Origin of the sequence: Brevibacterium aurantiacum, assembly GCF_007558825.1 — a bacterium.
Taxonomy (GTDB): Bacteria; Actinomycetota; Actinomycetes; order Actinomycetales; family Brevibacteriaceae; genus Brevibacterium; species Brevibacterium aurantiacum_A.
On the sequence record NZ_VLTK01000007.1, the window covers coordinates 253,092 to 277,933 of the forward strand.

The 24,842-nt window shown below is 61.7% G+C and carries 17 protein-coding genes; 9 read left to right on the forward strand and 8 right to left on the reverse strand.

Translation table 11 applies throughout. From position 1 onward, the window contains the following. The first annotated feature begins 59 nt into the window (after nucleotides 1-59). On the forward strand, nucleotides 60-2,357 hold the full coding sequence (locus FO013_RS13770) for a thioredoxin domain-containing protein (protein ID WP_143923133.1): 2,298 nt from the start codon (nucleotides 60-62) through the stop codon (nucleotides 2,355-2,357). A 25-nt stretch (nucleotides 2,358-2,382) separates the two neighbouring features. Here the strand turns inward: FO013_RS13770 and FO013_RS13775 are convergent, their stop codons facing one another. Then, nucleotides 2,383-3,252: a TetR/AcrR family transcriptional regulator gene (locus FO013_RS13775; RefSeq protein ID WP_260848148.1), complete on the reverse strand. Its 870-nt coding sequence runs from the start codon at nucleotides 3,250-3,252 to the stop codon at nucleotides 2,383-2,385. 164 nt (nucleotides 3,253-3,416) lie between these two features. On the opposite strand from FO013_RS13775, the gene FO013_RS13780 reads away from it, so the two are divergent. Beyond that, nucleotides 3,417-4,886, forward strand: coding sequence for an MFS transporter (locus tag FO013_RS13780; RefSeq protein WP_143923134.1), 1,470 nt, complete (start codon nucleotides 3,417-3,419; stop codon nucleotides 4,884-4,886). A gap of 33 nt (nucleotides 4,887-4,919) precedes the next feature. Here FO013_RS13780 and FO013_RS13785 read toward each other — a convergent pair whose 3' ends face one another. Then, nucleotides 4,920-6,671, reverse strand: coding sequence for an ABC-ATPase domain-containing protein (locus FO013_RS13785; protein WP_143923135.1), 1,752 nt, complete (start codon nucleotides 6,669-6,671; stop codon nucleotides 4,920-4,922). Nucleotides 6,672-6,799: 128 nt separating this feature from the next. After that, a complete protein-coding gene (locus FO013_RS13790; protein ID WP_143923136.1) occupies nucleotides 6,800-7,570 on the reverse strand; it encodes an amidohydrolase family protein in 771 nt (256 codons plus the stop codon). Between the two features lie 339 nt (nucleotides 7,571-7,909). On the opposite strand from FO013_RS13790, the gene FO013_RS13795 reads away from it, so the two are divergent. Together FO013_RS13795 and FO013_RS13800 are read left to right on the forward strand one after the other, a co-directional pair. Further along, the gene (locus tag FO013_RS13795) at nucleotides 7,910-10,156 is read left to right on the forward strand and encodes a TRAP transporter permease (RefSeq protein ID WP_260848149.1); all 2,247 of its coding nucleotides are present in this window, start codon (nucleotides 7,910-7,912) and stop codon (nucleotides 10,154-10,156) included. Nucleotides 10,157-10,172: 16 nt separating this feature from the next. Beyond that, nucleotides 10,173-11,165 carry a TAXI family TRAP transporter solute-binding subunit gene (locus FO013_RS13800; protein WP_143923137.1) on the forward strand — a complete coding sequence of 331 codons (993 nt, stop codon included), beginning with the start codon at nucleotides 10,173-10,175 and terminating at the stop codon, nucleotides 11,163-11,165. A gap of 379 nt (nucleotides 11,166-11,544) precedes the next feature. Here the strand turns inward: FO013_RS13800 and FO013_RS13805 are convergent, their stop codons facing one another. Then, on the reverse strand, nucleotides 11,545-12,924 hold the full coding sequence (locus FO013_RS13805; protein ID WP_186293115.1) for a M18 family aminopeptidase: 1,380 nt from the start codon (nucleotides 12,922-12,924) through the stop codon (nucleotides 11,545-11,547). 184 nt (nucleotides 12,925-13,108) lie between these two features. Between FO013_RS13805 and FO013_RS13810 the strand changes: the two genes are divergently transcribed. Continuing rightward, entirely contained in the window at nucleotides 13,109-14,623 is a 1,515-nt protein-coding gene (locus FO013_RS13810) for a DUF1684 domain-containing protein (protein WP_260848150.1), read from the forward strand. Nucleotides 14,624-14,921: 298 nt separating this feature from the next. Here the strand turns inward: FO013_RS13810 and FO013_RS13815 are convergent, their stop codons facing one another. Then, the gene (locus FO013_RS13815) at nucleotides 14,922-16,868 is read right to left on the reverse strand and encodes a M13 family metallopeptidase (protein WP_143923139.1); all 1,947 of its coding nucleotides are present in this window, start codon (nucleotides 16,866-16,868) and stop codon (nucleotides 14,922-14,924) included. 109 nt (nucleotides 16,869-16,977) lie between these two features. Between FO013_RS13815 and FO013_RS13820 the strand changes: the two genes are divergently transcribed. The 3 genes from FO013_RS13820 (at nucleotide 16,978) to FO013_RS13830 (ending at nucleotide 19,327) form a co-directional block, all read left to right on the forward strand. Next, nucleotides 16,978-17,490 carry a low molecular weight protein-tyrosine-phosphatase gene (locus tag FO013_RS13820; protein ID WP_143923140.1) on the forward strand — a complete coding sequence of 171 codons (513 nt, stop codon included), beginning with the start codon at nucleotides 16,978-16,980 and terminating at the stop codon, nucleotides 17,488-17,490. A 33-nt stretch (nucleotides 17,491-17,523) separates the two neighbouring features. Then, nucleotides 17,524-18,174, forward strand: coding sequence for a copper resistance CopC family protein (locus tag FO013_RS13825; RefSeq protein ID WP_143923141.1), 651 nt, complete (start codon nucleotides 17,524-17,526; stop codon nucleotides 18,172-18,174). A 169-nt stretch (nucleotides 18,175-18,343) separates the two neighbouring features. Further along, nucleotides 18,344-19,327 carry an LLM class flavin-dependent oxidoreductase gene (locus tag FO013_RS13830; protein ID WP_143923142.1) on the forward strand — a complete coding sequence of 328 codons (984 nt, stop codon included), beginning with the start codon at nucleotides 18,344-18,346 and terminating at the stop codon, nucleotides 19,325-19,327. A 650-nt stretch (nucleotides 19,328-19,977) separates the two neighbouring features. Here FO013_RS13830 and FO013_RS13835 read toward each other — a convergent pair. Beyond that, nucleotides 19,978-21,357: a sodium/glutamate symporter gene (locus FO013_RS13835; RefSeq protein WP_143923143.1), complete on the reverse strand. Its 1,380-nt coding sequence runs from the start codon at nucleotides 21,355-21,357 to the stop codon at nucleotides 19,978-19,980. Continuing rightward, nucleotides 21,351-22,508, reverse strand: coding sequence for an NAD(P)/FAD-dependent oxidoreductase (locus FO013_RS13840; protein ID WP_186293116.1), 1,158 nt, complete (start codon nucleotides 22,506-22,508; stop codon nucleotides 21,351-21,353). Before FO013_RS13840 ends, FO013_RS13835 begins: the two co-directional genes overlap by 7 nt. Before the next feature lie 103 nt (nucleotides 22,509-22,611). Here FO013_RS13840 and FO013_RS13845 point away from each other — a divergent pair, with 103 nt between their 5' ends. Further along, a complete protein-coding gene (locus FO013_RS13845) occupies nucleotides 22,612-23,502 on the forward strand; it encodes a MurR/RpiR family transcriptional regulator (protein ID WP_143923145.1) in 891 nt (296 codons plus the stop codon). A gap of 321 nt (nucleotides 23,503-23,823) precedes the next feature. Here FO013_RS13845 and FO013_RS13850 read toward each other — a convergent pair whose 3' ends face one another. After that, nucleotides 23,824-24,750, reverse strand: a complete 927-nt coding sequence (locus FO013_RS13850; protein ID WP_143923146.1) for a LysR family transcriptional regulator — start codon at nucleotides 24,748-24,750, stop codon at nucleotides 23,824-23,826. Nucleotides 24,751-24,842 lie beyond the last annotated feature (92 nt).

The following is a 24,842-nucleotide window of genomic DNA, read 5'->3' on the forward strand; positions in this document are numbered from 1 at the left end:
GGGCCGGTGGAATGAGACGCCGGTTCTCAGCAGGTGCGTTCGGATGAGACGCTGGGACCATGGCCAATGAACTCGCGTCGTCCACCAGTCCGTACCTCCGCGCCCATGCCGACAATCCTGTCGACTGGCGGATGTGGACGAAGGACAACCTCGCCGAGGCGGCCCGCCGAGACGTGCCGCTGCTCATCTCGATCGGCTATTCCACGTGCCACTGGTGCCACGTCATGGCCCACGAATCCTTCGAGGACGAGGCCATCGCCCGCGTCATCAACGAGAACTTCCTGCCGATCAAGATCGACCGCGAAGAGCTCCCGGACATCGACTCCTATTACATGAACGCACTCCAGGCGATGCGCGGCCAGGGCGGCTGGCCGATGACGATCTTCGCCACACCCAAAGGCAGTCCCTTCTACGCCGGGACGTACTTCCCGCCGGCACCGCGGGGGAACCTGCCCGCGTTCACGCAGGTGCTCGCCGCCGTGTCCCAGTCGTGGACGGAACGCCGCGCCGAGGTGACCGAGATGACCAAGCGCATGGATCGTGGGCTCGCCGATATGGCCAGTGCAGTCTCTGACGCATTGCCTGCCGAAGCAGCCTCAGAGCTGCTGAGCGCCGAAGAGCTCGACTCGGCAGCTGAGTCCCTGCTCGACTCCTATGACCCCGCGTGGGGCGGGTTCGGCAAAGCACCGAAGTTCCCGCCGCTGATGAACCTCATGCAGCTCTTGGCCACGTTCGTGCGCTTGGGTGGAACCACCTCGGCGAGGGAAGGGGCGCTTGCTCCTGGAAAGGTTGACACGGTGGGAGCCGATGGCCATCTCGAGGGTGAACTCATCCTCGACTGCCTCATCGCGGTGCGCAGCACCTTCGCACGGATCGCGAGCGGCGGCATGCGTGACCAGGTGCGCGGCGGCATCGCCCGCTACAGCGTCGATCGGCAGTGGTTCGTGCCGCATTTCGAGAAGATGCTCTACGACAATGCGCTCTACCTGCGCGCTGCCGTCCAATGGGCGAAGGTCGAACGCGCGCTCAACCCGGGATCGAAGTGGCTGGCGCTCGCCGAACGCGAGGTCACCGACACCGCGAATTTCCTCAACGCAGACATGTCCGACGGGGACCGATTCATCGCCGCACTCGACGCGGACTCACTCAACGCTGACGGTGTGCTGGAGGAGGGTGCCGCCTACGTCATCACGCCAGAGGAGTTCGCCGAGGTGGGGCGGGAGGGGCTGCTCCAACTCGTCGATTCGCCCGCCGCTGCAGAACTCTCCGGTTCCGTCGTCGCCGCCATCCGCATCATCGACTGGTTGGGCATGGACGACGTGCCCTTCGACGAGGAGCACCCGGCCCCGTGGACCACCTCGGCGACGGTCGCGCAACAGGAGCGTCTGAAGAACTTGTTGGGCACACGCCCCCAGCCCGCACGGGATGAGAAGACGATCACCGAATGGAACTCGCTGGCGATCACGGCACTGGCCGAAGCAGCCTTGTATGCCGGTGTTTCCGGGAGCGAGGGGACTTCGACAGCTGCCGGACCGCCGGCGAGCTGGGGGAGTGATGCGGTACATCAGTGGGAGGCGATGCTCGCACGCTTCGGTGCCGATTCTAATCTTGAGGTCCGCCGCAGCTTCACCGGTGAGACCCCGGGGCCCGGCCAGGCAGGCCTCGCCGATTGGGCGCAGTTCATCACTGCAGGCATCACCGTCCGCCAGCTTCCGGGAGCCTCGGTGCAGGTGAGCGATCTGGTCTCTTGGGGTGCACGGATGTTCGCGGGCTTCACCGTCGAAGGAGATGTGCTCGAGGTCTTAGACTCCTTGAGTGACGAGATCCTAGACGTCAGATCCTCTGACCCAGTGGACAACACGGTGCCCTCTGGCAGATCTGCCGCGGCAGAGGCGGCACTTCTGCTCGCAGAGACCGGTCTGGACAGCGGTGCTGAGACCGGTCTGGACAGCGGTGCTGTTACCGGTTCGCCGGGCAGTCGTGCGATGGGTGACTCGTCGACTGGCACCGCTGGGGCTGAGGGGCTGAGCACCGGAAGACTTCTTGAACTGCGCGATCGCCTGCTCGGTGTCTACAGGGCACTCGCTGGTCGAGCGCCGCGCGGCTGCGGTCACGCGCTGTGGCAGTCCGAACGAGCACTCAGCCCGGTGCGTGTGGCCACTCGAAATGCCGAGTTGAGGGGATTCGCCGCCCGGCACCCCGCGGTCACGCTCCTGACCGCTTCAACCGGAGTCCCGGGCGTGAGCGGATCCGAGGTCGAGGTGCCCGAAGGTACAGCGATCGTCTGCCGAGGGACGCAGTGCTCGCTGCCCGTGGCCACCGTGGGCGAACTCCTCGAGCAGTTCGACGGTTTCTGAGTCGTAGCCTCACCCTTAAAGCAGTTCAGTCCCAGGTGAGGCGTTCCAGGCCTGACAGGACGAGGTCGAGGCCCATGATGAAGTCCGATGCCTCGTCGAGATTCTCGAACTCGCCGAGCACGGAGTGCACGAAGGGGAAGTCCTCTTCACTGAAACTTGCCCAGTGGTCGATCTGGGCAGTGTGTTGGGCTTCACCATCCTCGGCGGCTTCGCGTTCGATCGCACGCTGAGAGACTTCCGCGCCCATGCCGGAAGCATAGGTGGACACGACCATTGACGCCTGAAGCTGGCGGGTCAGGTCCAGTCCACTATTCTGGAGGGCCTGACCGACCAGCTCCCAGTAGGTCAGCGAATTCTGCTCATCGGGGCCCGCCTTGATGAGCTGGGAGGCCAGCCAGCGGTGCTCGAGCATCTGGACGAACAGGCACAGGACGAGCCGTCGAATCTGCAGCAGGCCCTCAGCGGTACCGGTGCTCGTGCGGCCATCGGGCTCAGGGGGAGGATAGTTCTCAAACTGCTTCGGGTGCGGCTGATCAGCACGTTCGAGGGCCTCGGCCTCGTCCAATGCACGTCCCAACAGCTCATCGGACACGATGGCCATCAGTTGGTCCTTGCCGGCGGCGTACCAGTAGAGACTGGCCACGCCGCTGTCGAGCTGTGCGGCCAGTCCGCGCAGTGTCATCTTCTCCGCCCCAACGGCGTCGAGCGTGGTGATCGCGGCCTCGATGATCTGCTCCAGCGAGAGGGACGTACGCGTGCGCGCCACCCCACGACCACCTCGGCGTCGGGGAGGAGTGATCCTGCGTTGAGCGTCCTTCGATGAATCACGAGGGCTGTCTCTGCGTGAATTCGCGTTGTGATCGCCTCGCGGACGCGGGGGAGTCTCAGATGCCATGCCTTGAATCTACCGAGAGACTTGCATTCAATCAAACACCGTTCTATGGTCGAACATAGTTCGAGTATCGAACGAAGTTCCATTGGCGAACATTGTTCGATCATTAAGTTCTTCTCTCGCCGGCTCTCCAGCCGACCTTTCGACCTACCCGCGAAAGGACCCACATGTCCTCCTCATACTCCTCGACCTCCTCATCCGTCGATACGCAAGTACTCAAACCGCAGAGTCTCCGAGCTGCCTGGCCTGCTCTACTCGCTCTGTGTCTGACCATGCTCGTCGAGATGGTCGACAACTCGATTCTCAACGTCGCTCTGCCCACGATCGGGCGAGACCTCAGCGCTTCTCCAGCAGACCTGCAGTGGATCGTCGGCGCCTATTCGCTGACGTTCGGCGGGTTGCTCATGGTTGGCGGGACGATGGGCGACAAGCTTGGTCGCCGTCGGACCCTCCTCTTCGGCCTCGTGCTGTTCGGTCTCACCGGACTCGGCGTGCTGCTCGTCTCCACGCCCGCACAGCTGATCGCGGTGCGAGCACTGGCAGGAGTCTTCGCCGCATTCATCGCCCCATTGACCATGTCGTTGATCTTCCGCCTCTTCGACCGTGATGACCTGCGCACGAGGGCGATCGGCCTCATCGTGGTCGTCTCGATGATCGGCTTCGCCGTGGGCCCGACCATCGCCGGATTGGCGATCACGAATCTGCCCTGGCAGGCACTCCTGGTGGTCAACGCCCCTGTCGCGGTCATCGCCTGGCTCGGTGTGCGTTTCGGGGTCGCCGAGGACGACCCGGCAGACCGTCGCGAAGGCGGTGCCGACATTCCCGGCGGCATCTTGTCTGTGGCCTCGCTGGGCTTCCTCCTCTACGGCTTCACCGCTGGGGTCGAATACGGTTGGGCTGCACCGTTGACGGTGCTCGTCTTCGCCGCCGGTGTGCTCTCCCTTGCCGGATTCATCTGGCGTGAGAAGACCGCCGAGGATCCGATGCTCGATCTCAAACTGCTCGCCCTGCCGACAGTGAGCGGGTCAGCGATTCTGCAGACCGCGACAATGATCGCCATGGTCGGAGTCATGTTCGTCTCGACTCAGCTCTACCAGTTCGCCTGGGGTTGGTCCGCATTCCAGGCGGGATTGGCGAACCTTCCGTTCGTCGCGGGCATGCTGCTCGCCGGCCCGTTCGTCGATCGCGCCGTGGCCCGATTCGGCCACCGTAAGACCTCGATCGGCGGTATTGCGCTCGTCATCGTCAGCCTCATCATCTGGATCTTCGCGCTCACACACGGCTTCCTCTGGTGCGCGGTCGGGATGCTCATCATGACTATGGGGATGCGGACGATCATGACGACTGGTGCGGTCGCCCTCCTCGGCGCCCTGCCTGAGACACGCACGTCGATCGGATCGGCGCTCAACGACACCGCTCAAGAGCTCGGCAATGCAGTGGGCGTTGCGATAGTCGGCACGATCATGGCCACGGTTCTCGGCAGCACACTGCCGCAGGGGGCCTGGGATTCGGCGACGGTTGCCGGCTTCGTGCACTCACAGCAGATTTCGTTCACGGTCCTCGCCGGTATCGTGCTGGTGATGTCGATCATCGGGGTTCGCACGCTGACCGACTCGAGGGAAGTCGACGAGCATTGAGCAGGTGCCCGGGAGCCCGTTTCGCAACCAAGCTCAGTCGACGAGGCGCAAACCTCGGAAGCGGTTGAGCGCCGCCGCGATCTCCTGTGCACGGGGGCGGGCGACATGTCCCGGATGACCGCGGTTGCCGGTCAGGGCGTCGACTCCCTGCGCATCGAGCATGTCCTCGACCTCCGCCAGAGCCTCGGTGAGTGAGGTCTGGTCGTCGAAGATCTCGGCCAGATACTCAAGCGCCTCGGCGATGCCTGTCGTCTGCTGCGGGTCGACGAGCTGGGACACTGCGGTCAGGTCGATGAAGGCCTTGCCGAACTGAACCTGGCCAAGCCCTTTCGCCTTCGCCGACTTCGTCTTCGAGCCGGGGTGCAGCGCCTTCGCGGTTGGGATCCGGGGCCGAGGCGTGGCGAACGCCGATCCTGTGTCATCGGCTGATTTCATCCCCACGAGTTCGTGCGCCTTCTCGGTGACTTCCTGGGGTACGTACGCATCGAGGGCGATGACATGATCAGCCACTTCGAAGAATGCGCTCGATCCACCGGCGACCAGCACCGTGGAGACGCCTCGGTGGGTGAACAGCGGACGGATGCGATCGACGAAAGGGGTGATGGGTTCGCGGTCGGCTGGGATCAGAGCACGCATCCGATCGTCGCGAATCATGAAGTTCGTCGCCGAGGTGTCCTCGTCGATGAGCAGCGAACGAGCACCGACTTCCACAGCCTCCACGAGGTTGGCCGCCTGCGATGTGGACCCGCTCGCGTTCGTTGTGGTGAAGGCTCTCGTGTCAGTGCCGGATGGCAGATTGTTGATGAAGGGCGAGATGTCGTCGCCGGTCACGGCGCGACCGTCCTCGGCCCGGATGGAGGTGGCACTGGGTTCCGTGATGACCCACTCACGCCCGTCTCCGGCGATGTGGGGGTAGACACCGCGTTCGAGGGCACGCAGAATCGTCGACTTGCCGTGATAGCCGCCGCCGACGATGACAGTGACACCACGGGGGATCGCCATGCCGGTGAGCCTGCGTCCGCTCGAGAGCGTGAATGTGTGCTCGAGGGAACTCGGGCTGGTGAAAGCCACAGCGTGCGAATCCATCGGCACGTCAGAATCCCCGGATCGCCTCGGCAGAATCGCGCCATTGCCGATGAATGCGAGAAGACCTTCCTCGCCGAGGTGGTTCTGCAGTTCCAGCTGATCCCGGTGGAGTTGGACATGCTCGCGCAGATCGTCGCTGGACTGATTCTTGCCAGGCTGGTCCTGGCTAGGCTGGTTTTTGCCGGACTGGTCCTTAGCGGGCGGGTAGGCGGCAGCGAGATTGGAGTAGATGAACATGGTTTGAGCGAGCTCGGGCACATCCCGGGTGAGGATATCCGCTGCCTGATGGCCCAGGATGCGACGGCCTCGAGCCGGGAGATTGACGAGCAGTCGTGCCTCGAAGCCTTCGTCATCGATGAGGACGTTGGTGCGTTCGAGCACTTCCTGTCCCGGACGGCCGAGGATGATCGAACGCTGGTCATTGCGGTGCAGGAATGCATTGCCGACGCGGAAGAGGAAGTCGGCGGCTGCGATGCGATCTGCGCGTTCGGTGGTGATGTCAGTGGGGAACCCCGCCTCGGCGCGGTTGATCCTGATCCGGACCTTCGACGGTGAGGCGAAAGGATCGACCTGGACTCGGTCGATGAACACGGTGAACGACCCGAACTCGTAGCTGCCACGGATCTGCTTGTAATTTCCGTAGCTGCGGCCATCGAGGTTGTGCAGAGTGGATGCGAGATTCGATCGTGGGGAGTTCATCCGTGGAATGCTACTTGATTGTGGTCAACGCAGGCCACGACGAGCCCCGTGCTTCGCCAGAACTTTCCCCGGTGCTCCGCGATCAGGCTCTCGGCGGCTTCGCGATCAGGCTCTCTGTGGCTTCGCGATCAGTTGCGTTCGCGTCCCAGATAGAAATCTGCGGCGTTGTCCCAGCACACGGCGGCGAGTTCCTCTGCTGACAGGGTGTCACGGATGATGTCGAAATCTGTGTTCTCGAACGGCCGAGGAGCCCTGGTCGACGGCAGATCCGTGCCCACCATGAGTGCCGAGGGGTCAACGTCGACGATCGCTCGCATCGCGGTGGCAGGGTCGAGTTCGACTCGGCCGAAGCCTGTCGCCTTCACCTTGACGCCACGTTCGACCAGTTTCAGCAGGGCGGGCAGTCCGTCGCTGTGCATGCCGAAATGGTCAATGCTCACGGCGGGCAGTCCGGCGATGCGGTCGCTGAGATCCTCATCGATGCTGCGGGCATCGATGTAGAGCTCCGAGTGCCACCCGGCGAGGTCATGGACCCGACGAGCCATATGTTCCATGTCGTCCAAGACTGCTGACCCTCCGCGGGCGACGTTGAAGCGCAGTGCTTTGATTCCGTCGCGGTCGAGCTCCAGGATGCGATCATCGGACGTGTCGACGGGAAGTTGAGTGACGCCGACGAAATCGGGGCCAAGAGTGCTCAAAGCATCGACAAGATAGCACTGGTCGAACCCTTGGAATGACCCGGCGACCACTGCTCCCCCGGCAATGCCCAGACCGCTGATGCGCATCAGATAATCCTCGACCGTGAAAGGGTCCGGCAGGTAGCCGTTGTTCTCGACGAGAGGATGCTTGGGGTCGATGATGTGCAGGTGTGAGTCGAAGATCGGGGTCGGAGAATCCATGGCCCCAATCTACCCCGTATTCGGCAAGGCACATTTCATCTCAAAGGGTAGCCGCGTGGTCGGCGAATGCGGAACTTGAACTGTGGAGCCCTGTCGTGTGCTGAGGGTGCCCTGCGGCGAGGTGGGGGCGTCCTGCGACGAAGTGGGGGCGCACTGCCGTGAGAACGGTGTCCCAGTCCCACCTATCGGCACTGCGAGTAACGATCTCGACAATATGACCGCTGGTCGGGACACGGGTGAGGCAGGTAAGCGGACGCTCGGTATATTGTGAGGTAGTTCACAACAGACCCTGAACAACATGGCTTGAGCATGATGACCCGAGCATCCGAAAGGACAATGATGTCCGCACGTCCTTCTGAGGCGTCGCCTGCGAACCCGATACCGCAGACGAACGTCGACGAACTGATCGCGCAGTACGATGAGGAGCTTCCTCAGCGCACCCTGACACGCAGGCTCGACCTCGGCGTGGGAATCGTGTGTTTCGTCGTGTCACTGTTCGTTCTCAAGCAGGTGTTCTTCCCGCTGACTCAAGGCAATCAGTACTACCTTATGTGGTTCCTGGCGTTCGTCCTGCCACTGGTCTTCATCTGCTACCGGCCAGGTTTCGGCCGTAAGAGCGACGTCGCCGACCAGGCCATGGAAGTCGCCGAGGCTGTCGACAGCGATGTCGCTGCTGACAGCGGTGTCGGCGCGGGCAGCGGTGTCAGCGGTGCGACTGCTGACTCCACCGCGAAGCCACGCAGGAAGGCAAAGCGCCGGTCGAACGACAATCCGTCGATCATCGACTGGGTACTCGTCGTTCTCACCTTCCTCACCTGCGCCTACCCGGTGCTGCCCTTCTTCTCCGGCGGCTTCAACGAGTTCCTCAACCGGCAGGGCTCGCTGACCTCGCTCGACGTCATCATGGGCGGCGTTCTCCTCCTCCTCGTCCTTGAGGCGACGCGCAGAACCACTGGCCTGATTCTGCCGATCTTCTGCATCGTCTTCTTTCTCTACAGCTACTACGGCGCCTACATTCCGATCGGTTGGCCAGGATCCCATGCGGGCCAGAACTTCGACCAGATCGTCAACGCCCTGTACAACGATGCATCCGGCTTCTACGGCATCCCCCTCGACGTCGCGGCCACCTACATCGTCCTCTTCACGATCTACGGAGCCGTCCTCGACAAGACCGGGGCAGCAAGCTTCTTCATCGACCTGAGCTTCTCACTATTCAAGAAGTCGAAGGCCGCGCCGGGACGAACCGTCGCTCTCTCCGGCTTCCTCCTGGGCACGGTCTCCGGCTCCGGCACCGCCACTGCAGTCTCGCTCGGTGCCGTGACCTGGCCCGTGCTGAAGAAGGCCGGCTACCCGAAGGAGAACGCGGGTGGAATGCTCGCAGCCTCCGGTATCGGTGCGATCCTCTCACCTCCGACCCTTGGTGCCGCAGCCTTCATCATTGCGGAGCTGCTCAACGTCTCCTATGGACTCGTCCTGCTGTGGGCAGTGGTCCCGACCCTTCTGTACTACCTGGGCATCTTCCTCGCCATCGAAATCGACTCCCGCAAGATCGAGGTCGACTACACGCCGCCTCCTGGCCTGCGCGCGTGGCCCATCCTGAAGCGAGGCTTCTACCACTTCATCTCGTTGAGCATCATCGTCGTCTTCCTCTCCATGGGCATGGCACCTTTCAAAGCCGTCGTCTACGCCACCCTAGTGGGCATCGGCTTCGGGATCATCGAAATCGTCATCTCCCGCCTCGGCGAACCGAAGGCGATTCTCCTCGCGATCTGGGACGTCTTCTACGGGGCACTGTCCTCGGGCATCCGCTCGGTCCTGCCGGTGACCAGCGTCTGCGCGGCCGCAGGCATCATCGTCTCGACGATCACGAAGACCGGCCTCGGCCAGGTCATCTCCGACATCCTCATCAAGGGCGCGCAGGCATTGTCGACAGACCCGACCGCGGTCCTCATCTTCACCTGTATCTTCGCTGCCGTGGCCGTGACCATCCTCGGCCTGGCAGTGCCCGTGACGGCCTCGTTCATCATCAGCTGGGTCATCGTAGGCCCGGCACTGATCTCACTTGGTGTCCCCGAGGCGGCCGCCGCGATGTTCATCTTCTACTACGCCGTGCTGTCCGAGGTCTCACCCCCGACCGCTCTGGCGGCCGTCGCGTCCTCGGCGATCACCGGCGGCCGGGTCATCGCAACGATGTGGCAGGCCTGCAAGTACGCGATTCCTGCATTCCTGGTGCCGCTGGCCTTCACCTTCACACCCGAGGGCGCGAGCCTCGTGGCCCAGGGCGGATTCATCGGCGCGGTATGGACCGGGTTCGTCTCCGCATTCGCCGTGGCCGCACTCGCTGCCGGTGCCGGTGGCTGGATCATCCGCCGTGCGGGGTGGCCGGAGCGCATCCTGTGCTTCATCGCCGCAGGAGCCCTGCTCTACCTGCAGCCCATGTCGATGATGATCGGGTTCTCCGCCCTCATCCTCGCCGTCATCCTTCACCTGCTGCTGCGTCGCAAACCGAAGACCACCTCGGCGACCACCAGCGATATCGGATCGACCGAAACACACTCGGCCGGATCTCCGGCCGAGTCCAACTGAGAAAGGGACGAATTCCATGAAGCGAACAAGGATGTTCACAATCACGGCGTCAGCCGTTGCCGCGGTGCTGGCGTTGAGCTCATGCGGCGGTAAGCAGGAAGCCAAACCGGCAGGCGAAGGCGGCGGCGACTGCACCGCGGCCTCCGGGCAGATCACCGTCGCCACTGGAAACTCGACGGGCGTGTACTACGTCCTCGGCGGCGGTCTGGCGCAGATCATCTCCGACAACTCCGATCTGAAGGCCACCGCGGCCGAGACCGGTGCCTCCGTGCAGAACCTGCAGCAGCTGTCATCCGGGGACTATGACGTCGCGTTCTCACTCGCCGACACAGCGGCCGATGCGGTCAACGGTGACGCGGACTTCAAGAAGCCGGAGGACATCTCGGCACTGACGCGCATCTATTCGAACTTCACTCACGTGGTCGTGCGCAAGGATGCAGGCATCGAATCCGTCAAGGACTTCAAGGGCAAGACGATCTCCACCGGCTCGCCGAAGTCCGGCACCGAGGTCATTGCCAACCGCCTCATCGAAACGGCAGGGCTCAAAAAGGACGATGTGACAACTCAGCGCCTCGACCTGACCAAGACCGTTGACGGAATGAAGGACGGCACGATCGACGGCATGGTGTGGTCCGGCGGGCTGCCGACGGCTGGCGTCACCGACCTCTTCACCTCGAACGGCAAGGACGTCGAATTCATCGACATCACCAAGCTCGAGGACCCGATGAAGGAGATCAACCCGGTCTACGAGGTCGAGGAGATCCCCGCCGACACATACAAGGGTGTGAAGGCCGTCAAGACCATCGTCACTCCCAATGTCCTCATGGTCCGCAACGACATGGACGAAGGCACCGCGTGCGCTCTGACGAAGCTGATCTACGACAAGAAGGCCGATCTGGAGAAGGTCCACGCAGCGGCCAAGGAGATTGAGGTCGAAAACGCCGAGACACCTGACCCGATCAAACTCCACCCGGGCTCGAAGAAGGCCTTGGAGGAACTGAACAAGTAGGGAGCTGCCGGCAGCTGGCTGACGGCTGGTTGTCTGAGACTGGTTGTCTGAGGCTGGTTGGAATCAAGCCGCGTGGGCTCAGAGTCCTGCGGGTCCTCCGCTCGGTCAGCAACCGCACGCGAGGTGTGCTTCGCGTGAGCTCTACAGGTTAAGTCAGGCTGAGTTGGTTGCAACCTACTCAGCCTGACTTAACCTGTAGAACTCGACTCCGCGCAAACCAGTAGCCTCTCGGCAGCATGTCGGCACCGCACCAAGGCCACGGCACCACAGCGCCGCACTCAGCCCCACCCTGCGGGAACGCGACCACCCTGCGGGAACGCGACCACCCTGCGGGCACGCGACCACCCCGAAGGAACGCGACCACCCCGAGGGCATGCGCTCAACCCTGTAGGAACGCCTTCGCAGCCGCACCCAGCGACACGACATCCTCGATGGCGACCATTTCGCGGGCCGAGTGCATCGAATACAGTGCCGGGCCCACATCGACGGTGGTCATGCCCAGGCGGGTTGCGGTCAGGGGGCCGATCGTCGACCCGCAGGGCATCGCGTTGTTCGACACGAAGTTCTGGTACTCAACACCGGCCCTCGCACATGCCTGCGACCAGGCGGCGGTGCCCACCGCATCCGTGGCATAGCGCTGTTGGGCGTTGAGTTTCAGTAGCGGACCGCCGCCGAGGCGGGGGCGGACATGAGGGTCGTGGCGTTCGGGATAGTTCGGGTGGGCCGCATGCCCCGCGTCGGAGGACACACAGATCGACGAGGCCAGTGCAGCCAGGTAGTCACTGCGCGTCGACGCTGGCAACATGGAGGCGATGATGCGCTCGGTGACGTCGGCGAGGAAGGGCCCGCAGGCACCGGAGCGTGAACTCGACCCGATCTCCTCATGGTCGAACCCGGCGAAGAGTGCGACGGAATCCAACGACGCAGCATCGACGTCGACCAACGCGGAGACACCGGCGTGGACAGACAGCAGGTTGTCCAACCTCGGCGCGGCGAAGAATTCCTCCTGGGCACCGAAGAGCCCGGGGGACTGAACGGGGATCGTGTAGACGTCGTGTCCCACGACCTGCTCCGGATCCACCTCGGCGGAGGCGGCGAGGATCTCGATGACATCGGCTTCAGCCAGACCTGCCAGGCCGATGATGGGGGTGGTGTGGCGCTGTTTGTCCAGCGTCAGGCCGTCATTGACCTGGCGGTCGAGGTGGATGGCCAGCTGTGGGATGCGCGCGATGGGCGGGGTCTGCGCGAGGACGACGGAACCGTCGGCGAGGCTGAGCTGCCCAGCCAGTGCGAGCTCCCGGTCGAGCCACGAGTTGAGCAGCGGTCCGCCGTAGATCTCGACGCCGATCTGCCGAGTTCCCTCGGCGGTGAACTCCTCGCCCGGCTTGAGTTTGAAGGCTGGGGAGTCCGTGTGAGAACCGAACACGCGAAAGCCGGGAACCGTGCCGGGCGGTCCGCCAGAGTTGCTGAAAAGTTCACTCGAGTCGCTGGAGGGTTCATCCGCGCCAGCCTCGGAGACGCCGACTTTGCTTGCCGGAGTCCGCCATGCGATGATCGCACCGTCACGAATGACATAGTGGCTTTGACCAGGCTCGAGAGACCATTTCTCGCGCTCATCGAGTTGGAGGAAACCTGCGGCCTCAAATCGTGCAGCCGCCGTCGCGGTGGCATGATAGGAGCTGGGGGAAGAACTGATGAAGTCTGCCAGATCGGCTGCGACCTGGGTCTTCGTACGTGGTCTCACGGGCGATGTACTCATTTTCACAGCTTATCGTTTGCGGTAGCTTTGGCCACAAGGGCATTGGTCTTCGAGGCCGCGTCGACACGGCAGCGGGTGAGGGGCTGGTGCCACAGGAGCCATCGACCGCTCGGGCTGCGCCGTCCATCACCCGAGAGCCCGTGAACAAGCGCCAAGAAGCAATGCAATACAAGGAGTGTTCGAAGTGAACCAGTTCGTGACCGAATGGAACACATGGCGGGATTCGAGGAACTCGGCACTGGCGACTCCCTTCGGCTGGCTGAGTGTGTCCGGTCTGCACTGGCTCGACGATGCGACGACCTGGCCCGACGCTCCCGGCACCTTCACCGTCGACGCTGACGGTTGGGTCAGTGTGGCCCTTGAATCTGGGATCAAAGCCGGTCCCGCTGCCGCGACCTTCGACCTTTTGAGCAAGTCAGCCGAGGCGGGCCCCAGCATCAATGCTGCGTCTCCTTCCAGCTCGGCTTCGGTGCCGAGCGACACCACGATTCTGCCGAAGATCACCGAGATCGCAGGGCCCGAGGTGCGGGTCGAAGAGAACGGATTCAGCGCGAAGCTGCCTGCCGGTGGATCACTCCAATGGTTCACCGTCGGCAATGTGCTCTACGAGCTCATCGACCGTGCCGGACGGATCGGAATCCGGGTGCGCGATTCCAAGTCGCCGCTGCTGGGCAAGTTCTTCGAAGTTCCCGTCTTCGAACCGAACCTCAGCTTCGTGTTCCTCGCCAAGTTCACTCCTTTCGAGAAACCTGAAGTGCACACGATCAACACGGCACAGGATGACCTGAACGTGCTGACTCCGGCAGTCGGCACCGTCTCCTTCACCAGTGAGGCAGGCGAGGTGAAGCTCTTAGCCACAGGTAACCCCGCCAGCGGGCTGCAGCTCGACTTCCACGACTCCACGAATGGAGTCTCCACACCCGCGTGGAGGACCCTCGACCTCGGTGTCCCGAACCAAGACGGCTCGTTGGTCGTCGACTTCAACCGGGCCGTCAACTACCCGTTCGCGTTCACTGCCTTCGCCACCTGCCCGGCACCGATCGAGGGCAACGTCGTTCCCTTCGAGGTCACCGCGGGGGAGCGCACCCCGCCGTTCTACTTCTCGGAAGCCGGCATCAACGTGCCGTTCCTGTTCTACGTGTGGTGGGACGAAGAGAGCGCCGAGGTGACCCGGCCGTGGTATGCCCGCTTCGGACTCGACACCACGCTGCTCAACCCGAATCACGAACACAACGCTCAATCGCTGGTCGGCTTCGACGGCGTTGCCATGTCCGGAGGCGATGTCGCGCCGCTGACGCGCAAGGCAAGGTCGCGCCTGGTCAAGGTCGCAACCGAGGCCCTGACATCCCGCATCCCCGTGATCGGCATCGGCGCGTATGCCGAGTTCGTCATCCGAGCCCAGCGCGAACTGCGCGAGTCCGAGGGTTATGTCGACGGCATCGAGGAAGAGTACGCGGGCACCGACGGCAAGCTGCTCATCGTGATGAACAATGAGCTGACGCCGCAGAACGCCGGGTTCGACGTAGTGCACACCGATGCGAGCGGACTCATCTACGTCGAGATGTCCTACGACATTCCGCTGGAGTCGGACTTCGACGAGATCGACGAGTTCGAGGCGGCGATGGAGGCAAACGCCCCGATCACCAGCTGGGAAGAGTTCGACTACCGCATGGTCTGCCTCATCCGCCAGCACCGCTGAGACGACGGAGCGGTCGGCAGGTAAACCGCAACGCTCAGGCGCAGCAAATCGTACTAAACCTCCCCGACGTCACTAATTGCGCCCGGCGCCGCCCGCAATTAGTGACGTCACAGGGTTTTAGCGGCTGCAGGAACCGCTGGCAGCACAAAAGGCGACGGCTCGGACACCGCGAAGTGTCCGAGCCGCCGCCTGCTCACTTCCGAGGGTCAGGGCCGCTGAGTGCCAAGCACTCTGCTTGCCAGCCCAGGCACCCTGCTCACCTGCCCCGGCACCCTGCTGACCGGCCCAGGAACCCGGCTCACCAGATGGTGACGCGCTCTTCGGGTGCCAGGTACATTCCGTCGGATTCCTTGACGCCGTAGGTGTCGTGGAACGCGGTCATGTTCTTCACGACCTGGTTGCAGCGGAATTCTTCCGGTGCATGTGGGTCGATGCTCAGCCGTCGCACGCGCTCCTCGGTGCGCATCTTCGCCCGCCAGGCCTTGGCCCAGGCTTCGAAGAACGTCGCGGCCTCATCGGACGACGGCACCCGACCCAACTCCAGCTCAAGTGCCTTCCAGCCGATGGACAGTCCGCCCAGGTCGCCGATATTCTCGCCCACGGTCAGCGCGCCGTTGACATGCTGTGAGGATTCGAGGCCGGCCGGAACCAGGGCCTCGTACTGGGCGATGAGGGCGTTGGTGCGCTCCTCGAAGCGCTCCCGATCCTCGGCCGTCCACCAATCGACGAGGTTGCCGTCGCCGTCGTAGCGCGAACCCTGGTCATCGAAGCCGTGGCCGATCTCGTGGCCGATGACCGCGCCGATGGCACCGAAGTTCGCGGCCACATCACCGGCGGCGTCGAAGAACGGCGGCTGCAGAATCGCGGCTGGGAAGACGATCTCGTTCATCACCGGGTGGTAGTAGGCGTTGACGGTCTGCGGCGTCATCAGCCATTCGGTGCGGTCGATCTCCTTGCCGATGCGCTTGATCTGGCGCACGTGCTCCGCGCGGGAGCAGCGACGGACATTGCCGACCAGATCCGAGGAATCGATCGCGGCCGGGTATTCGCGCCACACCTCGGGGTAGCCGACCTTGGGTGTGAACTTCGAGAGCTTGACCAGGGCCTTCTGCTTCGTCTCCGCGCTCATCCAGTCGAGCTCGTTGATCGACTTGTCATAGGCCTTGATGAGCATCTCGACGAGGTGGTCGATCGCGTCCTTGGCAGCCGGTGGGAATTCCTGCGCGACGTAGAGTTTGCCCACAGCTTCGCCGAGGAGGCCCTGCACCAGTCCGACACCGCGCTTCCAGCGCTCCCTCAGGGCAGGTGTGCCCGAGAGGGTGCGGGCGTTGAAGTCGAAGTTCTCCTCGACGATCTCATCGGTCAGCAGCGAGGCCGTGTCCGAGAGGACGGAGAAGCGCAGCCAGGTCTTGATCGTCTCGATGTCGGTCTGCTCCCACACCTCGGCCAGGCCGGTGACGTAAGAGGGTTGGCCGACGACCAAGTAGGACAGCTCACCGTCGACATCGGCGGCCAGCGTCGAGAACCAGGAGTCGAAGTCGAAGCCCGGGCCCAGTTCGCGCAGCTGCTCGAGGGTGAACTTGTTGTAGGTCTTCTCCGCATCACGGCAGGCCACACGGTCCCAGTGGTGGCGGGCAAGGGCGGTTTCGAACGCCATCACCTTGGCAGCCACCTCGGTGTCGGAGATTCCGCTCTTGGCACCGATCCCGCCGAGGGCGGACATCTTCTTCACGTGCTCGACGAACTTCACGCGCACCTCGGCGTGGTCATCGTTGAAGTAGTAGTCCTCGTCGGGCAGGGAGATGCCGGCCTGAACGAGGTAGAGGGCGTAGATGTCGGAGTCCTTCGCATCGGCGGTGACGTAGCCGCCGATGACACCGCCGACGCCTTCGGTCTCGAGGCGGCCGAGCAGATTCGCCAACTCGGATTTGTCCTCGGCAGCGTCGATGGCGGCGAAGGAGGAATCGAGGGGAGTGACTCCGAGCGAGTTGATCCGGTCGAGATCCATGAACGAGGAAAACACGTCCGCGACCTTCTGGCCTTCGCTGCCCGGCTCCTGCGGGGCGTCGGAGACGGCGGTGATGATGTCGCGGACCTTGGTCTCCGCGGTGTCGAAGAGTTCGCGCATCGCGCCGTCGCCGGCACGGTCGTCGGGGATGATGAACGAGTCGATCCATTCGCCGTTGATGTGGCGGAACAGATCGTCCTGAGGGCGCGCCGAAGCGTTCGATGTAACAGATGTCATGGTGCAACAGTATCGTGATCAGTAGGGACAATGGTCAGGATTCTCCGGCGCGCATGCGCTGGTGGCCCACCGCAGCAGTGGGTGTCGGGTCGACGAGGAGGAACGTACAATGGCGGCATCCGTGGTGTTCGTGTGCACGGGCAATATCTGTCGTTCGGTCACAGCCGAACGCGTGCTCCAGAGCCACCTGGAACGAAGCGGCGCCGAGGCTGTTGTCGACTCGGCCGGCATCAGCGATGAGGAGGCCGGCAACCCCATCGACCCCACTCAGGCACGGGTACTGAAGACCGCCGGCTACCGCACCGAGAATCATGTCGCTCGCCAGATCACCTCCGAATGGTTGGCCGAACGTGACGTGGCGATCGCGATGACCCGCAGACACTACCGAGCCCTGCAGAACCTCGTTGCAGACCTCCCCGCCGAGGTGCGCCCGCAGCTGCGTATGCTGCGCGAATTCGATCCGCGGGTGGCTCAGGAGACGGCAGTCGATGCTCCCGCACCGGATGTTCCCGACCCGTGGGCGGGGCAATTAAAGGATTTCGAAGAAACTCTTGAGACAATAGAAGTGTCCGTGCCGGGACTCACGGACTATCTGCACTCTGTGGCCGAGCAGACTCGGTGATACTGAAGGTAATTGTTGAAGGAGAATACTGACATGACTCGAACCACGTGGTCCGCTCTCAAGCTCGGCTTCGCTGCCCTGCTGGTGGCTGCCTTGAGTGTTTTTGCTTTCGCCCCGGCCAGTGCTCATGACCAGCTCGTCTCGTCGAACCCTGAGGACGGAACGACGGTCGACCAGCAGCCTGAATGGATCGAGATGACGTTCTCCGGTGAAGTCCAGGAGGTCGGCTCCGAGGTCAAGGTCGTCATCGATGGTAAGAACGTCTCCGCAGGTGAACTCGCTGTCGACGGCAAGAAGCTCACCGTTGCACTGCCCGACAACCTCAAGCCCGGCGACTACAAGGTCACCTGGCGCGTGGTGTCATCGGACGGTCACCCGATCTCTGGTGACTTCGACTTCACAATCGCTGACGCCGAAGGTGCAGGCGGCTCTGTCGAACAGTCCTCACAGGCTGGACTCGGCGGCGGCGTCGTCGACGAACCGGGCAAGGACACCGAAGAGCGCGGCGAGATCGGCGAATCGACTGGAAGCGATTCCGGGATGTCGACCCCGATGATCGTTCTGCTCGGAGTCGGCGGTCTGGCGATCATCGTCATCGTCGTCCTCCTCATGCGCCGCAAGGCCCAGGGCCTGCCCGGCACCACCAATGATGATGACTCGGGAGACGGCCCGAAGAACGAGTGATGCTGATCTGACGCTGACATAAGAGATCAGCTCTGATGGTGGGGCCCCGAGCGCAAGTGTGCTCGGGGCCCCACCACGTCCGAGTGCGTTTGCGGAATAGAACCTCGGCGCGCGGCTGTTGTCCTTAACGACTGATCACTTACATCCTCGACCGAAGGAACCCATCACCTTGTCCGTTCCACTGAATATTCTCGACCTCGTCCCCATCCGTGACGGATCCACCGCCAGCGAAGCCATCGACACCTCGATGCAGGCCGCACGCCTGGCCGATGAGCTCGGCTACAGTCGTCTCTGGTTCGCTGAGCACCACAACACCATGGGACTGGCTGCGAGTGCCACGGCGCTGCTGATCTCACAGGCTGCGTCGGTGACCGAGAAGATCCGTGTGGGTTCAGGCGGAGTGATGCTGCCCAACCATGCTCCGCTCATGGTCGCCGAGCAGTACGGCACGCTGGCCAACATCCATGGCGATCGCATCGACCTTGGGTTGGGCCGCGCGCCGGGCACCGACGGAATGACAGCCCAGGCGCTCAGCCGTTCATCGGCCGAACCGCAGTCCTTTGCCCAGAACATCTATGACATGCAGGGCTGGTTCAGCTCCGAGGGCAAGGCTCACACGATGCCGATCGAATCTGCTGTCTCTGCCAACACCGATGTCCCCATCTGGGTGCTCGGCTCGACGACGAACGGCGCCGCGATCGCCGGTCAGCTTGGTTTGCCGTTCTCGCTGGCCTCACACTTCGCTCCTGACCAGATCGATGCCGCGATCCGCGTCTACCGCGATTCCTTCACCACCGAGGCACCCACCGCACAGATCGACAAGCCCTACGTCATGGCTGGGATCAACGTGATGGTGGCCGAGACAGACGACGCCGCCCAGCGCGAGTTCACGTCGGTCAAGCAGATGTTCGCCGACATCGGCCGCGGTCGCCGCCGTCATTTGCAGCCACCGGTCGACCCAAGTGAGCTGGCCGACGGCGGTGACAACCCGATGCTTCAGATCAGCGCCGTGGGCTCACCCGAGACTGCGACCCGTCAGATGTCAGAGTTCGTCGAGCGCACCGGGGCAGATGAGCTCATCACCGTCACCTATGCCTACGACCCCGCAGCGGCCGAGCGTTCCCTGAAGCTGCTCGCCGACGCCTGGTTTTGAGCGGAGCGCGGGTCCGGTCTGATCCGCGACTTCTGGTATGCGATGTTACTGGGGCGATCTGTAGCTGAGTAAAATACGACGACACTTCAGCCTCGGTCGCCATAGTCCCGTGCAATATTTTTCGCAACTGATGATGAATAGGGGAGTTTGGAGGTCAGGTTGCGAGACCTACTTCCACCGAATCGGCACGGTTGCATCGTACTGTGGAAATACGTAGTCGTTGAATGTATCTCAATGTGATGCCCATAAGTTCGACGAAAAGTGTCGCAACTCTAAGGCTTCGGCACAGCCATAGAGTTGCGACACTTAACATCTGAGCCCAGGAACGCCGCTGTGGCGTCGAAGCAGATATCTGGTGTCGGTAGGTCGGTTCCAGTCAACGGATTCGCTGGCATTTCTCAACTTTGTATGTTGAAAACCTGACTTTCTAGGGCGATGGTGTCCCACGGATGGGTGAAGAGTGCCAGAATTTTGCTGGAGTACGCGACTGGCTGTGGATTGCGGTCGACTCTTTGGTCTTTAGAGGCGGCCGAGCCCTAAATACGACTGGTCCCGCTCTGCAAATGTTGCCCGATAGACGCTCGGACCGCCGCGGCGTCCTCACCCCGATAGATCGATCTCTTCGATCAAGGTACTGGGCTGTGGATCGCTCACTTTTGGTAGACCTGTGAATCGCTCCGTACTCGTTGTGGGGAGTTCCAGAGTCCGAATATCTTCGCCGCCAGCAGTATGAGCGCACAGACTACCAAGCAGCCGATTCCCAGCCACAGGTTGCCATAGCGAATGGCGAGGATCGGATACAGAGCCGTTACGAAGCCGCCCCCAATAAATGGACTGGTGAATGGTGACTTCAGCGCGAACGCACGGCCAGCATCTGTCTTCATCTCGGGATCGGCAGCTCTCAAGAGAAGCAACCCTACCGACACGACACCAGTGCAGGTCCCGAAGTTGACGATGCCGGCTTCGAACCAGTCCTCTTTGAACAATCGAGGGCTCAAGTAGTAGAACACGCCCAGACTGATGGTTGCGACTACGATCAGACAGATTAGCAGAGACACCCAGTTGTCGAGGATTACGGGAATAGAGATCGACGCGACTGCGGAGACCACTAAGAAATCTAGTGCCCAGCCAGCGATCGAACTCATTGTTGCTTTGTCGATTAGCGGAGCCAATCCGGAGCGCTTGGCAATGAGCTGAATTATCAGTCCGCCAATCATAGCCAGAGGGAACAGTGGTACACCGGTGATCACCATATCAACGACGAATTTCAGCGCCCATCCGATCAGTATTGCTATTGCGATGAGTGTCACGTGGAGCGCTAGGTTGTCGAGAGATGCTTTATTGATTCGCCCTTTCGAATGGATATCAGGCTCGGGCAGGAGATCGCTTGCGGTCTTCAGCTCTGCTTTTCCGCGGGTAGCGGCCAGTCGTCCCCGCTTGGCGGCGAGATTGAGCATGATCATGCCGCCAATAATCCCAAAGAGTAGACCGGCTGTGGCTGATCCCAAAGCAAGCGAGCCGCCGTCTGCCCAGCCCAGATCTTCATAGGCAGGCGTCATTCCCGCTGCTGTTCCATGACCACCCGGCCACGAGACCTCGAAAATCGTCGAAAATAGTGGGTTGACGCCGAACACTGGAGTGAAGAGGAAGAAAGTTAGTAGCGCGGGTATGCCGACAATAATGAAACTGCTGAAGTATGAGTAGACGATCATCGGTGCGGCGACTTTCACCGACTCGCGAAACTTCGGTAGTTCCTGACCCATGAGCATTGGGGCGAACACCACCGATATGAGAATGCCAGGCATTGCGGCCCAGGTCGAATTGATATCGTTTCCGACAAGCCCGAACCCGTAGGGCCCGGCTGCTAGGCCGATGACACCGCCGATGAGCGCCGCTGGTATGAAATATCGGCGAAACAGCGGAATGATAGAGCGCAGGGCCATGCCGATTATCAGGAGAATCCCTAGAATGCCAATTGCGAGCATGAGCGAATCAAGTGTGCCGGAATCAATTGGAAGTATTGTCAACATTGTCCTGCCTCCAGACTAAGACGGGAAAAGGTAAACGGTTTGAGAGCACTCGGTTTGTGGCCGGTGTGTATCCAGGCTGCGAGATTTCTCGCGACTGAGGGAACGAGAGCCCACCCGTGGCCTGACCACCCCGCGGCCACCACCACGTTTGTGCTGCCGGGAACCACATCGATAATTGGGATCTGATCAATACACGAGGATTCGGAACGCGACGCTTCCGCTCGAATAAGTTCGAGTTCGCCGAGCCCGGGAAACACTGTGCGCAATTCGGCGATATTGCCATCGAGATTCGCCTGGATTGTTGTTCCCCTGCCAGTCTCAGGGTCGTATTGCCCCCGCCATCCGCCGCTGAGCATGACGAGGTCGTTTTCGAGGATTTTGATCGACAGCGAACGGCTGTCGTGACCGGTAAGAAATGGGATTTCCGGCTTGTGCTGTGATTTGAGAAGCAGCGCCTGGGGGTAGACCGGCCAGGTTGGCAACGATCCGCCGTACACATTTCCAATGAGGCCAGCCGACGCGACATTGGCAGTTACTACGACGCTCTGACGGGCAACGATGGCCTCTCCTGTGGCCGTAGTCACACCGGTGGCGTGCCCGCCCTCTTGCGTGTTGATTCCCGCCACCGTGGTGTTCTCGATGAAGACGGCTCCATTGCGCTGTGCGGCATTCGCGTAGCTGAGTGTCGTCGCCTCATGTGAGGCGATTCCGTCCTGGGGAGTGTAGATTCCGCAGCGGATCGCATTCGACACCGTCGGTAGCGCGTCGAAGACCTGTTTCTGATCCCAGACCTCGGTCGGGATGCCCAGGCGCGTCTGCGTGCTTGCTCGTACTTTGCTCGCCACCACTCCGCCGGTTGTCCCAACCGCCTCCTTCTCGACGAGAAACAGACCGCCAGTCCGGACATATCCAGTTTCTCCCTCGAGCTCATCGGCAAGGCGTGGCCAGTGTTCGTGGGCCTCGGCCATCAGCCGCATTTCGCGAATATCTCGAAAGTTCGCGCGGACGCCTCGTTTGCCGAAACCGCCGGAGGCCTCGGCGGCTAGAGATCGGGCCTCCACGACTGCGACGGATCTATTGTTCTTAGCTAGCTCGTAGGCGAGGGCGCACCCGTGCGCACCTCCGCCGACGATGACAACATCAAATTGCATGTGCACTCCTTTGTGTGATGTGGACCACTGACTCCATGAGTGTAGTAGAACTTTCATGATGTTGCCATATGAAATTTAACCTTCAGTCTGAGATGATGGTGCCATGTCTGAAAACCGTCCACCACAGTTCGACCTGACCGGGCTAAGTGCGCAAGAGAAGCGAGTAGGGCAGTTCGCCACTCGCGAGCCCCTCAAGTTCGCGACGAGCTCGGTGTCCGCGATCGCACATTGGGCTGGCACTAGTGAAGCAACGGTCATTCGTGCCGCACGTAGCCTCGGGTTCACCGGTATCAAAGAAATGAAGGTGGCCTATGCCCATTCCATCGATGGGGAACTGAGTCTCACCGCGACCATTAGGGCCCAGCTAGACGAGCTCGCCAGCGCCGGAGCAGGCGCAACTCCGGCTCAGGTGGCGACAAAGGTCGCCTCGGATATCTCTGATCTGCTCCTGCGTACCGCGTCCAGCCTTGAATCGGACGAACTCTCCCGCACGTGTGCGGCTATTGAGCAGTGCACTCAAACTTTCCTATTCGGACTGGGTTCTGCCCGCTACATCGCGGACTACCTATCGCTGTCGTTGGATAGGCTCGGCTTCGCAACTTCACTAATCAGTGATGCCGGACACGCAAGTGCGGATGCCTTGGCGAAACTCTCAGAGTCGACACCGTTGATCGTCTTTGCGCCACATGCAATATTTCCAGAAATCGAAGTCGTCATGAGATTGGCCTTGGAGAACGCGACCACCATGGTCCTTATCTCGCAAGAATTGCCGCCACCGGATCTTGATAGCTCAATTATTCATTTGCCGATTTCAAGTGCCGTCGGCACCGCTGCGACTGAATCCGCAGGTGCGTGGCTGATCGCTGACGTCATCGTTGCGGAAATCGCACGTAGGAACTCGGACGCCGCTGTCACTCAGCGACAGAAGATTCAGAAATATCGGGACCAGCTGACGTTGACCAGATCTGAAGTTCGCCGCCGGCGCCCGAGATGACTGCCTGTGATTCTTCTTCCTTCGGCCGGGCCGCCCGCGACACCATTCCAGCGTTGGAACGAGCTGATCACCATTGTGCGGCATGAGGTCAGCGACGTGTTCTCAGAGTGTCACCACGCAATAACCAAGGTGTGACGAGCCGATCGGCGTGAGGTGAGCGTCCGTTGCCGGTCGTCGCAATCGCTGATGTCCACAGTCTCAAGTATCGCTGACTAGTTACCCCGCTAGCCGCACATACGCCGCCAGTCCGGTGTCCTCCTCGGTCAGCGCCCTCGACTCGGAATATCCGATCAGGGCCGATCCCGGGTACCTCTCGTGTTTTCAGGCTTGAGCGGTACCAATGCTCAGTGGCGAGCGAGACAGAATCTCGCGCGCGAGCCGGGCGAGTTCAGCAGTTGCCGGTGATAAGTTTCCGTCTTGACGCTTCACAATTGCAAGAGTGTCATAGAGCGGTTGTTCGAACGCGACTGAGTGGAGATGCGATGGGAACGCTTCACTTTCGACAATTGACCGGGAGACGAAGGTATCGCCAGCACCGCTGACGACCAACTCCAATGCAGAATCGACCTGCTCTACTTCGATGAGCGGCTGAACGCTGGTACCTGCAAGCAACGCACGCTCTGCAATCTGTCGACGAGTTGGATCTCGCCATCCAGCGTTCGCGTCGTACAGAATCAGTGAACGCTCACTGAGAGTCTCGATACTGATCGGTGCGAGTGCGTGTTCGGGGTCCGAGCTGACATACAACACTTCGTCTCTCAACATTGGGGTCAGCTCAAGCTCATCGCTTTCGATTGGCAGGACGACAACCCCTGCTTCGAGCTTGCCCTCACTCACCATGTCGGCGACATCGGCCGAATTGATCCCGAAGACGCGGAGCCGCACTTTCGGATAGGAGCGGTTGAATGAACTCAACAGATTTGCCATTGAATAGTATTTTGCGTTTCTCGGTAGACCAAATGAGGCGACGCCGCCTTCCAGGCCTCGAATTGATTTCAATACTTGGTCTGCAGCCAGGGCGCTGCTCAGAGCTCCGTCAGCGAGAGGGAGCAGTTCCTCGCCAGTCGGCGTCAGAACCAGCCGGCGGCTTCCCCGAATAAACAGGCGAGACCCGTATGAGTTCTCGATTCGCCGAACTGCTTCAGACACCGTCGGCTGTGACATGTGCAGGGACTTGGCCGCAGCCGTAAATGACCCAAGGTTCGCGGCGGCCAGAAAGATTTGAAGCTGTATAAGAGTCAGAGCCATAGCGTTACCCTATGGTATCTGACAGAAATAGCATAGTTGTCCATTGGTTCGTGCGTTCATAGACTCATTGACAAGGTCAAGGTTGACCTCAG